This is a genomic window from Pseudomonas sp. Au-Pse12, assembly GCF_021341665.1.
GTDB lineage: Bacteria > Pseudomonadota > Gammaproteobacteria > Pseudomonadales > Pseudomonadaceae > Aquipseudomonas.
Genome location: NZ_JAJTTH010000001.1, coordinates 928,734 through 943,632, shown reverse-complemented (window position 1 = coordinate 943,632; position 14,899 = coordinate 928,734). Strand labels below are relative to the sequence as shown.

The following is a 14,899-nucleotide window of genomic DNA, read 5'->3' as shown; positions in this document are numbered from 1 at the left end:
GCAACTCCTCTGTGGTGTGGGTGAGTGAGCCGCAGTGTGGTCTCGCTAAAGCTTGCGATCTATCAGGAAATTTCACATGCCCGAGGTTCTCGAACATCGTCTGCTGGAGGGGCGACTGCAGCTGCAACTGTTGCCGGCCGCCGCCTACAGCGCCCGTGATCCGGTGCAGTGGCAGACCCTGGGGGTGACCCTGGAGCGCCAGCGCGGGGTGCATGCCATCGATTCCGACCGGCGCGAGGATTTCGATACTTGGCCCGGGACCCTGGCCCTGACACCCGCCGGCATCGAAGTGTTTTCCGAATCCGCCCTGGGCGGCGAGTACCTGTTGTTGCGCTGGCAGGGCGCGGCGCCGCTGATTGCCGGCCAGCAGCGCCGGCAACGCCCGGGGCATGCCGGCGCCCTGGCCCTGGGGCGCGAGGCCCGGCGCCTGCTGCTGGCGCAAGACTGCGACGAACTGGCCCTGGAGCACTGCGCGCTGGGGTTTCTCGGCCTGGTTCAAGGCGAGCGCGCCACACCGTGCTCTACGGCAGACCTGGGGCCGGTGTTGCAACGGATGGCCGATGAGTACGCGCTGCCGCTGTCCCTGGCGCAACTGGCGCTGACCTACGGGCACAACGAACTGCGCCTGTTGCGGGATTTTCGCCGTGCGGTGGGGATCACGCCCCATGCCTGGCTCACCGAGGTGCGGGTGCAAGCCGCCCGGCGCCAGCTGGAGCGCACGGACCTGCCCTTGGCGGCGATTGCCCAGGACTGTGGTTTTGCCCACCAGTCGCACTTGGGCAGCGCCTTGCGCAAGGCCACGGGCCTGACCCCGCGTCAGTACCGGCTGCGCTTTGCCAGGCGCGCCGCGGATTCCGCCCTGTAGCCAGCGCCTGCCCACCCGCCGCCGGAGCCTGGCGCCCGTACGATCAGCGCCGCTGGGCAGCGTATCCCTGGTAGGCGAGGCTTCTGGCGCTTGGCAATGGCGCAAGTCTTACGTGCCGCTTCGCCGGCAAGCCGGCCCCTGCGGGAGGGGCTGGGTGTGGGACGGGTTACATGTCCAGGTTGATCCAGCCCGGCTTGGTTTCCTCCGGCGCCACGGCGTTGACCTTCTTGCCCGTGGCCAGTTCCACCCGGCGCGCGACGTCGGGGTCGTCGGCGAAGGGGATCAGGCTGGCGTCGTCCAGGCTCTTGGCGCTCTGGTGGCGCAGGCAGTACTCGATGCAGAGGTAGAGAAACGCCACCCCCAGCAGGTTGAACAGAATATCCATCGGCCATCGGCTCCCTGAAAAAAAACGCCGGTCACTGGGACCGGCGGGCAAGGCTCGGGTCAGGCGATCTGCGCGTCGTTCAGGGCCAGTTTTTCATCGGCCACGCGCACGGTGCGCCAGGTGTTGTAGGCCATCAGCAGCATGCCGCTGAGGAAGAACACGCCGCCGGCGAAACGCACCACGAACCCCGGATGGCTGGCCACCAGGGCCTCGACGAAGGAGTAGGTGAGGGTGCCGTCTTCGTTCACCGCGCGCCACATCAGGCCCTGGGTGATGCCGTTGACCCACATCGAGGCGATGTACAGCACGGTGCCGATGGTGGCGAGCCAGAAGTGCAGGTTGATCAGCGGCACGCTGTACATCTGCTCGCGGCCAAAGACCTTGGGCACCATGTGGTAGATCGCGCCGAAGGTGATCATTGCCACCCAGCCCAGGGCCCCGGCGTGCACGTGGCCGATGGTCCAGTCGGTGTAGTGGGACAGGGCGTTGACGGTCTTGATCGCCATCATCGGGCCTTCGAAGGTCGACATGCCGTAGAACGCCAGGGACAGCACCAGGAACCGCAGGATCGGGTCGGTGCGCAACTTATGCCAGGCGCCCGAGAGGGTCATCATGCCGTTGATCATGCCGCCCCAGCTCGGGGCCAGGAGGATCAGCGACATGGCCATGCCCAGCGACTGCGCCCAGTCCGGCAGGGCGGTGTAGTGCAAGTGGTGCGGGCCGGCCCAGATGTACAGGGTGATCAGCGCCCAGAAGTGCACGATGGACAGGCGATAGGAGTACACCGGGCGTCCGACTTGCTTGGGCACGAAGTAGTACATCATCCCGAGAAAGCCGGTGGTGAGGAAAAAGCCTACGGCGTTGTGGCCGTACCACCACTGGACCATGGCGTCGGTGGCCCCGGAATACACCGGGTACGACTTGAACCAGTCCACCGGGATCGACAGGTGATTGACCACGTGGAGCATGGCGATCACCAGGATGAAGGCGCCGAAGAACCAGTTGCCGACATAGATGTGTTGGCTCTTGCGCCGCACCACGGTGGTGAAGAAGACAATCGCGTAGGCCACCCAGACCACCGCCATCCACACCGCGCCGGCGAATTCGATCTCGGCGTATTCCTTGGTGGTGGTGTAGCCCAGGGGCAGGGTGATCAGCATGATCACGATCACCGATTGCCAACCCCAGAAGGTGAAGGCGGCCAGGGTGTCGGAGTACAGCCGTACCTGGCAGGTGCGCTGTACCGCGTAGTAGCTGGCGGCGAACTGGGCGCTGCCGGCGAAACCGAAGATCACCAGGCTGGTGTGCAGCGGCCGCAGGCGGCCGAAGGTGCTCCAGGGCAGGTCGAGGTTCATCTCAGGCCACACCAGTTGCGAGGCGATCCACACCCCCATGGCCATGCCGATCACGCCCCATACCACGGTTGCGACGACGAATTGGCGAACCACCTTGTAGTTGTAAGCCTGTCCGATTGTTGCTGAGTTCATGGTCAATGCTTCCACGGTTGCAAAGTCTTGCCAGGCCACCCGGTCTGGCACGGGGTGCACTGTAGGAATCAGCGGGGAAACAAAACAGGCTCAGAAAAACTGCATTAATACGGATCAGATTTTCCTCATGTCCACGGCGCCAAAGCGTTGGCTGATATGGTTTTTTAGTTTTTACCTGAATCTGTAACGTTCTGCGCCGTACGCGCATAGTCGCCCCCTCACCACACGCGCCGTTAGAGCACGATCAGCTTCGATGAGGTAGGGATATGTATCAGTACGACGACTATGACCGGGCCCTGGTCTTTGAGCGGGTAGCGCAGTTTCGCGATCAGGTCGAGCGCTTCATGGGCGGCCAACTGAGCGAAGAAGAATTCCTGCCCCTGCGCCTGCAGAACGGCCTGTATATGCAGAAGCACGCCTACATGCTGCGGGTGGCGATTCCCTACGGCACCCTGAGTGCGCGGCAGATGCGCACCCTGGCCAGCATTGCCCGGGACTTCGATCGCGGCTACGGCCACTTCACCACCCGGCAGAACCTGCAGTTCAACTGGATCGAACTGGCCCAGGTGCCGGACATCCTGCAGCGCCTGGCCGAGGTCGAGATGCACGCCATCCAGACCTCCGGCAACTGTGTGCGCAACATCACCACCGAGGCCTTCGCCGGGGTCGCCGCCGATGAATACCTGGACCCGCGCCCGCTGGCGGAGATCCTCCGGCAGTGGTCCACCATCAACCCGGAATTCCTGTTCCTGCCGCGCAAGTTCAAGATCGCCATCTGCTCGGCCAAGCAGGACCGCGCGGCGATCATGATGCACGACATCGGTCTGTACCTGTACCGCGCCCGCAGTGGCGAGATGCTGCTGCGGGTGATCGTCGGTGGCGGCCTGGGGCGTACGCCGATCCTTGGCCTGCAGATCCGCGATGGCTTGCCCTGGCAGCACCTGCTGTCCTATGTCGAGGCGGTGCTGCGGGTCTACAACCGCTACGGCCGGCGCGACAACAAGTACAAGGCGCGGATCAAGATCCTGGTCAAGGCCCTGGGCATCGAGGCCTTCGCCCAGGAAGTGGAGGAGGAGTGGCAGCACCTCAAGGACGGCCCGGCGCAGCTCACCGACGACGAATACCAACGGGTGGCCAGCGCCTTTGTGCCGCCGATCTACGAGCGCCTGGCGGACACCGACCTGGAGTACGGCAGCCGCCTGGCCGAGTCTCCGGCTTTCGCCCGCTGGGTGGCGCGCAACGTGCATCCGCACAAGGTGCCGGGCTACACCTGCGTGGTGCTGTCGACCAAGCCGGGCCCGGCATCGCCCCCCGGTGACGTCACCGGCCAGCAGATGGAGGCGGTGGCCGATTGGTCCGAGGACTACGGCTTCGGTGAGATCCGCATTGCCCATGAGCAGAACATCGTCCTGCCGGACGTGCCCAAGTCGCAGCTGTTCGAACTCTGGCAGCGGGCCTGCGAGCACGGCCTGGGCACCGCCAACGTCGGCCTGTTGACCGATATCATCGCCTGCCCGGGCGGCGATTTCTGCGCCCTGGCCAACGCCCGCTCGCTGCCGATTACCCTGGCCATCCAGCAGCGTTTCGACGACCTGGACTACCTCCACGACCTGGGGGACATCAGCCTGAACATCTCCGGCTGCATGAATGCCTGCGGTCACCACCACATCGGCAACATCGGCATCCTCGGCGTCGACAAGAACGGCAGCGAGTGGTTCCAGGTCACCCTGGGCGGCGCCAAGGGCCGTGACAGCGCGCTGGGCAAGGTGATTGGCCCGTCCTTCAGCGCCGAGGAAATTCCCGAGGTGATCGAGCGCATCATCGCCACCTTCGTGCGCTACCGCGAAAGCGACGAAGCCTTTGTCGAGACCTTGCAGCGCATCGGCCTGGAGCCGTTCAAGGAGCGGGTCTATCCCAAGGCTGTGGAGGCGCTGACATGAACAACCTGCTGCGTTTGCATGAAGGTGAAGCCCGGTTGGTGGAGGACGATGCCTGGAGCCTGGTGCGCGAAGTCGACGCGGCGCTGCCCGAGGGGCCGCTGATCCTGCCGCTGGCCCTGTGGCTGATTCGCCGCATCGAGCATCACCCGGCCCGGGATGGCGTGTGGATCGGCCCGGACGACGAAGTGGAAAGCCTCAAGCCCTGGCTCAAGCTGATCCCGCTGATCGCCGTGGACTTCCCGAGCTTTCGTGATGGCCGGGGTTACAGCCAGGCGTACCTGCTGCGCACTCGGCTGGGCTGGATGGGTGAGTTGCGCGCCATCGGCGATGTGCTGCGCGACCAGCTCAGCCACATGCGCCAATGTGGCTTCGACAGCTTTGCCGTGCGCGAAGACAAATGCGCGCTGGATGCCCTCAAGGGCCTGGCGGGCATGAGCGTGCTCTATGGCCGCTCGGTGATCGAACCGCGCCCATTGTTCCGCCGCCGCTGACCGCCCCGTGGCAGGAGCCGGCTTTGCCGGCGAAGGGGGCCTCGAACCTTGCACCGGCCTGAGGATCGCCTTCGCTGGCAAGCCAGCTCCTGCAGTAATCCTGGGGCAGTTTTTTTGGGGGGGGCGTTGGCGACGGCGGCGAAAGATCGACGATGCGACAGGTCTCACGGGCGTTGCGGCCCTGAAAAAACACCCACCCGGCGATCTTCCTTTGGCTATACCATTAACTCCCCCTGGCCAGTTCCTGGCTGCTTCACCTACAGGAGTTACCCATGAAGCTTGCACTGATGATTGGCACGGCGTGCCTGGCCTCCCTGGCACTGGTCGGCTGCTCCAGCAACCTGACTCAGCCCGACGAGTATTCCGGGTTTCTCCAGGACTACAGCCGCCTCAAGGAGGCCAAGTCGCCCTCCGGGGTGGAGGTGATGCGCTGGGTCGATCCCAAGCTGGAGGTCAGCCGGTACCGGGCGATCTATATCGAACCCACCCAGTTCTACCCTCAGCCCCAAGCCACGGCGAAGATTCCCCAGAGCACCCTCAACGCGATCAACCAGTACTACGACCAGGCCCTCAGGCGCGAGGCGGCCCGCAGCCTGCCTCTGGCTCAGGGCCCCGGCCCAGGCGTGGTGGTCGTACGCGCGGCCATCACCGCGGTCAGCAGCAAGACAGAAGGCCTGAAACCTTATGAAGTGATTCCCGTGGCCCTGGTGGCGGCGGCGGTGAGCACCGCCACCGGGATCCGGGATCAGCAGACCACCCTCGGCACCGAGGCGGTGTTTCTCGATGGCAGCAACGGCAAGGTGATTGCCCAGGTGGTGCGCAAGGGCACCGGCAAGCCCCTGGAGAATGACAGCCAGGTGATGAAGGCCGAGGACGTGAAAAACGTCATCGACGGCTGGGCCGCGGACTTTCATCAGTCGTTCGCCAAGCTCAAGGCGCGCTAGCTGCTGTTGATCCGGCGGCGCTCCATGGGGTTGCCGCCGCTTTCAGTAATCCACTTGGGCCTGCTTGTTGTAGTAGCTGAGCAGCGAGTCGTAGGCCCGCACCACGGCGTGATAATCCTCGCTCAGGCGCTCCGGCGCGGCTCGTTCCTGCCAGTCCTGATGCAAGCCCTGCAGGGCCTGCTGGTAGCGCTGCGCCGGCCGCGCGATCTGCCCCCACAGGTAATAGGCCGGCTGGCTGCGACCGTTCTGTGGCCGGTTGCGCCAGGGTTGCCCGGCATCCCAGGCCTGCTGCAGCTCGTGGCTGGCCTGGGCCAGTTGCTCCGGGGTCAGGGTTTTTTCGCGTACGCCCTGGCTGAGCTGCTCGACCGTGAGCCGTGCCTGGATCATGTAGCCCAGCAAATGCCAGTGGCTGTCCTGGCCCAGGCGCTGCTCAAGCAGCCGCTGTTGCTCGCGTCGGGCGTCGATGTCCGCGCTGGCCAGGGCACTGCGCAGGTCGGCGGAGGCTTGCAGGTAGCGGTCGAACCTGGGCTTGAGCAAGGCCACGGTGGCCGGGTCTTCCTCGGCCGGCATGTAGGCGCCGGGCACCGCGCTGGAGTGGGCGTGGCGGGCAAGGTTGGCCTGATGCAGGGCGTCGATGTAGCGTTCGGCGAGGCCGATCAGCGGGGCATCGGGTTGCAGATGGCGCAGGCGATAGAGCATGCGCGGTTCGCATTCTCGGCTGGGCAGGGTGTCCATGTCGGTTTTCGCGCTGTCGGCAAAATCCCTGGCGTTGTTCAGCAGGTCGGCGAACGCCAGGCGCCAGGCCGATTGAGTGCCGTAGGTGTAGTAGCCCAGGCGCCACGGCACATCGTACTGGTTGACGCAGTCGATCAGCGGCGCGCGGGCCGAGGCCTCGGCACTGGCGCGGCTGTCCAGGCCCGCCAGCCAGAGTTCGAAGCGGGCAATCGGGGCGCCGGCGCCGAGCAGTGCAAACAGGCCGAAAATCAGCGCGCAACCAAAAATCAGCAAGGGACGCTGGCTCATGGTCGGGGCTCCTTGGGGTACCACTGTTCCTCGGTGGCGGGGGCCGCGCACTCGGCGACATCGGCCGGCATGCGCGCGCACAGGCGCTCGGTCCAGGGCTGCAGGCCCTGGTAGCGCCCGGCTGTGTGGCGCTCGTCGAACCATTTGAAGGTGGCGAGTGCGCCCACCAGCAGTATCAGCGCCGTGCCCAGCAGCAGGCGGCGAGGCCAGGGGTTGATGCGCTGCCAGGCGCTCAGCGGGTCGATCCGGCGTTGGCGGCCCAGGGCGACCAGCAGCAGGGTTGCCAGATAAGTGACCGTGGCCAGCGGGTGGATCACCCCGCCCAGCAGGCCGCCGAGCAGCGCCGCGGGCAACAGGTCGCGGATCAGCTGCATGGAGTGATAGGGCGCCTGGCGCCACGGCAGGCGCCGGCTGAGGCGTTCGTCCCATTGCCACAGGCGCTGGCTCAGGGGCCGCCAGAGCCGTTGCAGCCCTTCACCCGCGGCGCAGAAGCACAAGGACCAGACCAGTGCCACCCCGACAACCTCCCAGGGGCTGTTGTCTGGCCCGCCGTACTGGCCCGCGGCGCCGACCAGGCACGCCAGGAGCACGCCCAGAAGCATCGGCCAACTGTTGATGGCGTGCTCCCAGTCACGCCAGAAATACGGGTTGCTGGCCGGCATCTCGGCGGCGACGCCCGGGTAGTCCGCGGCCAGGCTCGCCGCCAGCTTGTGGCACGCCTGCCAGTCCGGGCTGCCCAGGTGCCGGGCCCAGGCACGGCGCTGGCCGAAGCTCAGGGGCGCCAGCAACAAGCGCGCGGCGCGGTGTTCCGGGGTGCTGGGTGGCTCGCTCGCCAACTGTCGCTGGCGGGCGAGGAACAGCGGGGCCTGATGGCGTTTGAGCAGGCGCGGCCAAAACACCTCCGGGCAGTTGTTGTCGGCGGCGGATCGCCAGCCCTGGCCGGCGCACAGCGCCTGGAAGATCGCCACCGACCAATAGGGGCTGTCCGCCAGCAATTGCGCCAGCCAATGGTTGAACCATTGGCGATGTTGCAGGTGCAGCAGCCAGGGGTGCGCCGAGCGCTGGGCGTAGGCCTGCAGGAACGCTGTTTCATCCCGGGCCTGCAGTGCCGCGACCAGCGGTGCCTGAACCTGTTGATACAGCTGCTGCTGCAGTTCCAGCACCAGGTATTCCGGCAGGTCCAGGCGCTGCCAGGCGCTCATCCAGTGCAGATGCTCGAATCCCCAGTGCAGCACTGCGCCAGCCTGCGCCGGGCGCTCGACGCAATAGCGCAGCAGGGCCAGCTCGAACTCGTAGGCGCACGCCTGCTCCTGGGCTTGCTGATAGCGCAGGTCGAGCTGGTCGACGTGCAGTTCCTTGAGCAGGACGGCGACCCGCTGCAGCGCCGACAGCGCCTGCGGCTCGCTGTCGCTCGGGGCCTGGCTGGCGACGGGTTGCGCAGGCTCGTGCTGTTGCTCCCACTCCTTATGGGCCAAGGCCACTTCATAGGCCTCGCGCAAACGCTGGAAACCCTGCGGATCTTCATCCGGGCGAGTCTGCTTCAGCAGCCTGGCGTAGTGGCGCTTGATGGTTCGGGTGTCAGCGGTGGCCGGCAGGCCGAGCAGGGTCCAGCAACTCATTAGGGGGTAGAACTCCAGGCAAGGCCGGATGAAATTGCGCACCCTACCGGTTTCGCGAATAAAAGTCCCCGGCTTGAATCCGTCTATTGAAAAGTGCCAGGGCAAGAACGCCTGGCGGGGTGACAGCGCTATAGTCGGCAGCGGCGTGGCGGCTGGGGACGGTGGCAATGGAGGCGGCGAAAATGGCTGTGGGGCGAGACCTTTGCTTAAAGTGATTTGTGATTATTTCCTTGTAAATTGAATGGATTAGTTAATGTTGTTTATTGATTGATAAAAACTCAATAAAAACAATATCTTGTGATCGGTATGTGATGTTAATCATAAAGATATGACTGATTAAAAATGGAGCTTTCAGGTATGCCTGTCGTTGAGCGCACGACTTTTCTGCCGGGCCGCAGCCCGGCCCAGGTGCTGGATTTCTGTCTCGAAGGGGCCAACTTTCCGAAGATATTTCCCGAACGCGTGACACCCCTGGGAGGCCTCGACATCAATGACCTGCGCATCAGCGTCGGGCGCCAGTTCAGCTTCTTGCACTGGATGTTCGGTGTCATACCGGCGAAATGGACGGTGGTTATACGTGAGGTCAGCGATCGGCATTTTGTCGACGAGATGCTCAAGGGGCCACTGCGTGCCTTTCGTCATGAACACCGGGTCGAGGCCGCCGAAGGGGGCACCCTGTACACCGACCGTGTGACGTATCGGGCCATTGGCGGCGCACCTTTGGAGTGGTTGATGGTCAACGCCTACATGGCGCGGATTTTCGATGCCCGGCATCGCAACATGTTGCGCTTGCTGGGGTGATCTTGCCGGCGAAGAGACCCGCGAGCCGGATGCACGCTTCGAAACCGCCTTCGCTGGCCAGCCCGCTCCTGCCATGGGCCGTGGTTGTTGGACAATTTATCCGTGGGGCAATAGGTGCTCGCGCCGTTTCATGCTTAACTTCGGCCTCTCAAGAATTTCACATTGCTGTTTCATCATCACTGTTCAATAAGGACTCCGTTCATGGCTCAAGTCACTCTCAAAGGCAACCCGGTCCAAGTTAATGGCCAACTGCCGCAAGTCGGTTCCAAAGCCCCTGCGTTCACCCTGGTGGGCGCCGGCCTGGCCGACGTTTCCCTGAGCAGCCTCGCCGGCAAGCGCAAGGTGCTGAACATCTTCCCAAGCGTCGACACCCCGACCTGCGCCACGTCGGTGCGCAAGTTCAACGCCCAGGCCAACGAGCTGGCCAACACCGTGGTGCTGTGCATCTCCGCCGACCTGCCGTTCGCCCAGGCGCGCTTCTGCGGTGCTGAAGGCCTGGAAAACGTGCAGAACCTGTCGACCTTGCGCGGCCGCGAGTTCATCGAGAACTACGGCGTGGCCATCGCCGACGGCCCGCTGGCCGGCCTGACCGCCCGCGCCGTGGTGGTGCTGGATGAAAACGACACCGTGCTGCACAGCGAGCTGGTCAAGGAAATCGCCGAGGAGCCGAACTACGACGCGGCCCTGGCTGTGCTCAAGTAACAGGTTTTACAATTATTCACGGCCTGGCTCTGTCCAGGCCGTTTTTATTTGTGCTTCAGTGGCTTAGCGCCGCACCTTAAAACGTCAGTCAAAGGTAAATTGCCGGTAAAGGCGCTTTGCTAAAACCGCTCTAGTGCTTATCTTTCAGCCTTCCTCAAAGAAGACTCCCACGCGCCCAATGGTTGATCACTCCATGCAATCCTCTGCTCCCCGCCACTCTCGTCGCTGGCCGTTCGGCCTGTTTGTCCTGCTGCTGGTCGCCGGCCTGTGCTGGAAGTTCTGGCCCGCCGGCAACGCCCCCAAGGAGGGCGCCCAGGCGAAGGCCGCGGCCGGGCATACCGGGCGCAGCGGCAGCATGCGCCCCGGTTTCGGCGGTGCCAGCGGGCCGATCCCGGTGCGCGTGGCGCCGGTGACCCAGGGCGATTTCGCGGTGTACTTCAAGGCCCTGGGCACGGTCACCGCGCTGAACACCATCAATGTGCGCAGCCGGGTGGCGGGGGAGCTGGTCAAGATCAACTTCGAGGAAGGGCAGCGGGTCAAGGCCGGCGACCTGCTGGCGCAGATCGATCCGCGTCCCTACCAGAACGCCTTGCTCCAGGCCGAAGGCACCTTGCTGCAGAACCAGGCCCAACTGAAGAACGCCCAGGTCGACCTTGAGCGCTACCGCGGCCTGTATGCCCAGGACAGCATCGCCAAGCAGACCCTGGACACCGCCGCGGCGCTGGTGGGCCAGTACCAGGGCACGGTCAAGACCAATCAGGCGGCGGTCAACGACGCCAAGCTCAACCTCGAATTCACCAATATCCGCGCACCGATCGCCGGGCGCGTGGGCCTGCGCCAGCTGGATGTGGGCAACCTGGTGTCGGCCAATGACACCACGGCGCTGGTGATCATCACCCAGACCCAGCCGATCAGCGTGGCCTTCACCCTGCCGGAAAACAGCCTGGACACCGTGCTCAAGCGTTACCACAGCGGCGCCAAGCTGCCGGTGGAAGCCTGGGACCGCGGCGACGTCAAGCTGCAGGCCAGCGGCGTGCTGCAAAGCCTGGACAACCAGATCGACACCACCACCGGCACCCTGAAATTCAAGGCGCGCTTCGATAACCTCGACCAGGGCCTGTTCCCCAACCAGTTCGTCAATGTGCGGCTGCTGGCCGACACCCTGAAGAACGTGGTGCTGGCGCCTTCGGCGGCGATCCAGTTCGGCACCAACGGCACCTTCGTCTACGCCCTGGATGGCGACAACAAGGTGAAGATCCGTTCGCTCAAGGTGGGCGACAGCAACGGCGAGTCGACGGTGATCCAGGACGGCCTGCAGGCCGGCGACCGCGTCGTGATGGAGGGCACCGACCGCCTCAAGGACGGCAGCGAGGTGGAAGTGGTCAACGACAGCTCGGCCGTGCCCGTCACCCCGACCGAACACTTGCAGGGCAAGCCCGCCGGTGCGCCGGCCGCGGATGGCAAGCCGGCTGATGGCAAGGCGCAAAAGGTCGGCGCATGAATTTCTCGCGGCTGTTCATCCTCCGTCCGGTAGCCACCACCCTGAGCATGCTGGCCATTGTCCTGGCCGGCCTGATTGCCTATCGCCTGTTGCCGGTGTCGGCCTTGCCCCAGGTGGACTACCCGACCATCCGGGTCATGACCCTGTACCCCGGGGCCAGCCCGGACGTGATGACCAGCGCGGTCACCGCGCCCCTGGAGCGCCAGTTCGGGCAGATGCCGGGCCTGACCCAGATGGCGTCCACCAGCTCCGGCGGCGCCTCGGTGCTGACCCTGCGCTTCAGCCTCGACATCAATATGGACGTGGCCGAGCAGCAGGTGCAGGCGGCGATCAACGCCGCCACCAACCTGTTACCCAAGGACCTGCCGGCGCCGCCGGTGTACAACAAGGTCAACCCGGCGGACACCCCGGTGCTGACCCTGGCCATCACCTCCAAGACCATGTTGCTGCCCAAGCTCAATGACCTGGTGGACACGCGCATGGCGCAGAAGATCGCCCAGATCAGCGGCGTCGGCATGGTCAGCATTGCCGGCGGCCAGCGCCAGGCGGTGCGGATCAAGGTCAACCCCGAGGCCCTGGCGGCCAACGGCCTGAACCTGGCGGACGTGCGCGCCCTGATCGGCGCGTCCAACGTCAACCAGCCCAAGGGCAACTTCGACGGCCCGACCCGGGTCTCGATGCTCGATGCCAACGACCAGCTGACCTCGCCCAAGGACTACGCCGAGCTGATCCTGGCCTATAAGAATGGCGCGCCCCTGCGCCTGAAGGATGTCGCCGAGATCGTCGACGGCGCCGAGAACGAGCGCCTGGCGGCCTGGGCCAACGAGAACCAGGCGGTGCTGCTGAATATCCAGCGCCAGCCCGGGGCCAACGTGATCGAGGTGGTGGACCGGATCAAGGCGCTGCTGCCGAGCATCACCGACAACCTGCCGGCCGGCCTCGACGTCACGGTGCTCACCGACCGCACCCAGACCATCCGCGCTTCGGTCAAGGATGTGCAGCACGAACTGTTGATCGCCATTGCCCTGGTGGTGATGGTGACCTTTCTCTTTCTGCGCCGCGCCAGTGCCACCATCATTCCGTCGATTGCCGTGCCTCTGTCGCTGATCGGCACCTTCGGCGTGATGTACCTGGCCGGTTTTTCGGTGAACAACCTGACCCTGATGGCCCTGACCATCGCCACCGGTTTCGTGGTGGACGACGCCATCGTCATGCTGGAGAACATCTCGCGCTTCATCGAGGAGGGCGACAGCCCGCTGCAGGCGGCGCTCAAGGGCGCCAAGCAGATCGGCTTCACCCTGATTTCCCTGACCCTGTCGCTGATCGCGGTGCTGATCCCGCTGCTGTTCATGGCCGATGTGGTCGGGCGGCTGTTTCGCGAGTTCGCCATCACCCTGGCGGTGGCGATACTGATTTCCCTGGTGGTGTCCCTGACCCTGACCCCGATGATGTGTGCCCGGCTGCTCAAGCCCGAGCCCAAGCCGGAACAGCAGGGGCGCTTCTATCGTGCCAGCGGGGCCTGGATCGACTGGCTGATCGAAAGCTACGGGCGCAAGTTGCAGTGGGTGCTCAAGCACCAGTTCCTGACCCTGATGGTGGCCGTCGGCACCCTGGGCCTGACCGTGTTCCTCTACATGGTGGTGCCCAAGGGCTTCTTCCCGGTGCAGGACACTGGGGTCATCCAGGGCATTTCCGAGGCGCCGCAGTCGGTGTCCTTCGCCGCCATGAGCCAGCGCCAGCAGGACCTGGCGAAGATCATCCTGCAGGACCCGGCGGTGCAAAGCCTGTCGTCCTACATCGGTGTCGACGGCGACAACGCCACCCTCAACAGCGGCCGCCTGCTGATCAACCTCAAGCCCCACGGCGAGCGTGACCTGAGCGCGGCCCAGGTGATCGCGCGGATCCAGCCCGAGGTCGACAAGCTGCTGGGCATCCGCCTGTTCATGCAGCCGGTGCAGGACCTGACCATCGAAGACCGGGTCAGCCGTACCCAGTACCAGTTCAGCCTGTCGTCGCCGAATGCCGAGCTGCTGAGCCTGTGGAGCAACCGCCTGGTGGAAGCCCTGGCCCAGCGCCCGCAGCTCACCGACGTGGCCAGCGACCTGCAGGACAAGGGCTTGCAGGTGTACCTGGTGATCGACCGCGACGCCGCGTCCCGGGTCGGGGTTTCGGTGTCGAACATCACCGACGCCCTGTACGACGCCTTCGGCCAGCGGCAGATTTCCACCATCTATACCCAGGCCAGCCAGTACCGGGTGGTGCTCCAGGCCCAGGCCGGTGAGCGCATCGGGCCTCAGGCGCTGGAGCAGATCCACGTCAAGACCACCGACGGCGGGCAGGTGCGGCTGTCGAGCCTGGCCCATGTCGAGGAGCGTCAGGCGCAGTTGGCCATCGCCCATATCGGCCAGTTCCCGGCGGTGATGATGTCCTTCAACCTGGCGCCCGGCGTGGCCCTGGGCGAAGCGGTGCAGGTGATCGAGCAGGTGCAGCAGGAGATCGGCATGCCGGTGGGGGTGCAGACCCGCTTCCAGGGCGCGGCCGAAGCCTTCCAGGCCTCGCTGTCGAGTACCTTGCTGCTGATCCTGGCGGCGGTGGTGACCATGTACATCGTGCTCGGCGTGCTCTACGAGAGCTACATCCACCCGATCACCATCCTTTCCACCTTGCCTTCGGCGGCGGTCGGCGCCTTGCTGGCGCTGATCCTCAGCGGCAACGACCTGGGCATGATCGCGATCATCGGCATCATCCTGCTGATCGGCATCGTCAAGAAGAACGCGATCATGATGATCGACTTCGCCCTCGACGCCGAACGCCACCAGGGCATGGCCCCGGAGCAGGCGATCTACCAGGCGGCGCTGTTGCGTTTCCGGCCGATCCTGATGACCACCCTGGCGGCGCTGTTCGGCGCCGTGCCGCTGATGCTCGCCACCGGCTCCGGCGCCGAGTTGCGCCAGCCCCTGGGCCTGGTGATGGTCGGCGGCCTGCTGGTGAGCCAGGTCCTCACCCTGTTCACGACGCCCGTTATCTACTTGTACTTCGACCGCTTGGGCCGCCGGTTTGCCAAGCCCGCCGTAGGAGAAGTGGTGTGAGGGGCGTCAGCGGCAAGCTGCAAGCCGCAAGCTGCAAGCTCGATCAAAAGCA

Annotated in this window: 12 protein-coding genes; 8 read left to right on the top strand and 4 right to left on the bottom strand. The window is 65.0% G+C overall.

From position 1 onward, the window contains the following. The first annotated feature begins 76 nt into the window (after window positions 1-76). Window positions 77-865, top strand: coding sequence for a helix-turn-helix domain-containing protein (locus tag LXM55_RS04040; protein WP_233318803.1), 789 nt, complete (start codon window positions 77-79; stop codon window positions 863-865). A 166-nt stretch (window positions 866-1,031) separates the two neighbouring features. Here the strand turns inward: LXM55_RS04040 and LXM55_RS04035 are convergent, their stop codons facing one another. Together LXM55_RS04035 and ccoN are read right to left on the bottom strand one after the other, a co-directional pair. Continuing rightward, window positions 1,032-1,250 carry a cbb3-type cytochrome c oxidase subunit 3 gene (locus LXM55_RS04035; protein ID WP_233318801.1) on the bottom strand — a complete coding sequence of 73 codons (219 nt, stop codon included), beginning with the start codon at window positions 1,248-1,250 and terminating at the stop codon, window positions 1,032-1,034. A 59-nt stretch (window positions 1,251-1,309) separates the two neighbouring features. Then, a complete protein-coding gene (ccoN, locus tag LXM55_RS04030; protein WP_233318799.1) occupies window positions 1,310-2,737 on the bottom strand; it encodes a cytochrome-c oxidase, cbb3-type subunit I in 1,428 nt (475 codons plus the stop codon). A 266-nt stretch (window positions 2,738-3,003) separates the two neighbouring features. Here ccoN and LXM55_RS04025 point away from each other — a divergent pair, with 266 nt between their 5' ends. The 3 genes from LXM55_RS04025 to LXM55_RS04015 all read left to right on the top strand — a co-directional run bounded on the left by LXM55_RS04025 (window position 3,004) and on the right by LXM55_RS04015 (window position 6,112). Next, window positions 3,004-4,677, top strand: a complete 1,674-nt coding sequence (locus LXM55_RS04025; protein WP_233318796.1) for a nitrite/sulfite reductase — start codon at window positions 3,004-3,006, stop codon at window positions 4,675-4,677. Further along, on the top strand, window positions 4,674-5,168 hold the full coding sequence (locus tag LXM55_RS04020; protein WP_233318795.1) for a DUF934 domain-containing protein: 495 nt from the start codon (window positions 4,674-4,676) through the stop codon (window positions 5,166-5,168). Before LXM55_RS04025 ends, LXM55_RS04020 begins: the two co-directional genes overlap by 4 nt. A gap of 272 nt (window positions 5,169-5,440) precedes the next feature. Beyond that, window positions 5,441-6,112, top strand: a complete 672-nt coding sequence (locus LXM55_RS04015) for a DUF3313 domain-containing protein (protein ID WP_233318793.1) — start codon at window positions 5,441-5,443, stop codon at window positions 6,110-6,112. A gap of 42 nt (window positions 6,113-6,154) precedes the next feature. Here LXM55_RS04015 and LXM55_RS04010 read toward each other — a convergent pair whose 3' ends face one another. Beyond that, a complete protein-coding gene (locus tag LXM55_RS04010; protein ID WP_233318791.1) occupies window positions 6,155-7,135 on the bottom strand; it encodes a DUF3829 domain-containing protein in 981 nt (326 codons plus the stop codon). Beyond that, window positions 7,132-8,754 (bottom strand): J domain-containing protein, encoded by a 1,623-nt coding sequence (locus tag LXM55_RS04005; RefSeq protein ID WP_233318789.1) that lies wholly within the window; start codon window positions 8,752-8,754, stop codon window positions 7,132-7,134. The genes LXM55_RS04010 and LXM55_RS04005 overlap by 4 nt, the downstream gene beginning before the upstream one ends. Window positions 8,755-9,111: 357 nt before the next feature. Between LXM55_RS04005 and LXM55_RS04000 the strand changes: the two genes are divergently transcribed. The 4 genes from LXM55_RS04000 (at window position 9,112) to LXM55_RS03985 (ending at window position 14,847) form a co-directional block, all read left to right on the top strand. Next, window positions 9,112-9,555 (top strand): SRPBCC family protein, encoded by a 444-nt coding sequence (locus LXM55_RS04000; RefSeq protein ID WP_233318787.1) that lies wholly within the window; start codon window positions 9,112-9,114, stop codon window positions 9,553-9,555. Between the two features lie 201 nt (window positions 9,556-9,756). After that, window positions 9,757-10,257 (top strand): thiol peroxidase, encoded by a 501-nt coding sequence (gene tpx, locus LXM55_RS03995; RefSeq protein WP_016963124.1) that lies wholly within the window; start codon window positions 9,757-9,759, stop codon window positions 10,255-10,257. 178 nt (window positions 10,258-10,435) lie between these two features. Further along, window positions 10,436-11,758 carry an MdtA/MuxA family multidrug efflux RND transporter periplasmic adaptor subunit gene (locus LXM55_RS03990; protein ID WP_233318784.1) on the top strand — a complete coding sequence of 441 codons (1,323 nt, stop codon included), beginning with the start codon at window positions 10,436-10,438 and terminating at the stop codon, window positions 11,756-11,758. After that, window positions 11,755-14,847 (top strand): MdtB/MuxB family multidrug efflux RND transporter permease subunit, encoded by a 3,093-nt coding sequence (locus LXM55_RS03985; protein ID WP_233318782.1) that lies wholly within the window; start codon window positions 11,755-11,757, stop codon window positions 14,845-14,847. The genes LXM55_RS03990 and LXM55_RS03985 overlap by 4 nt, the downstream gene beginning before the upstream one ends. Window positions 14,848-14,899: the final 52 nt, after the last annotated feature.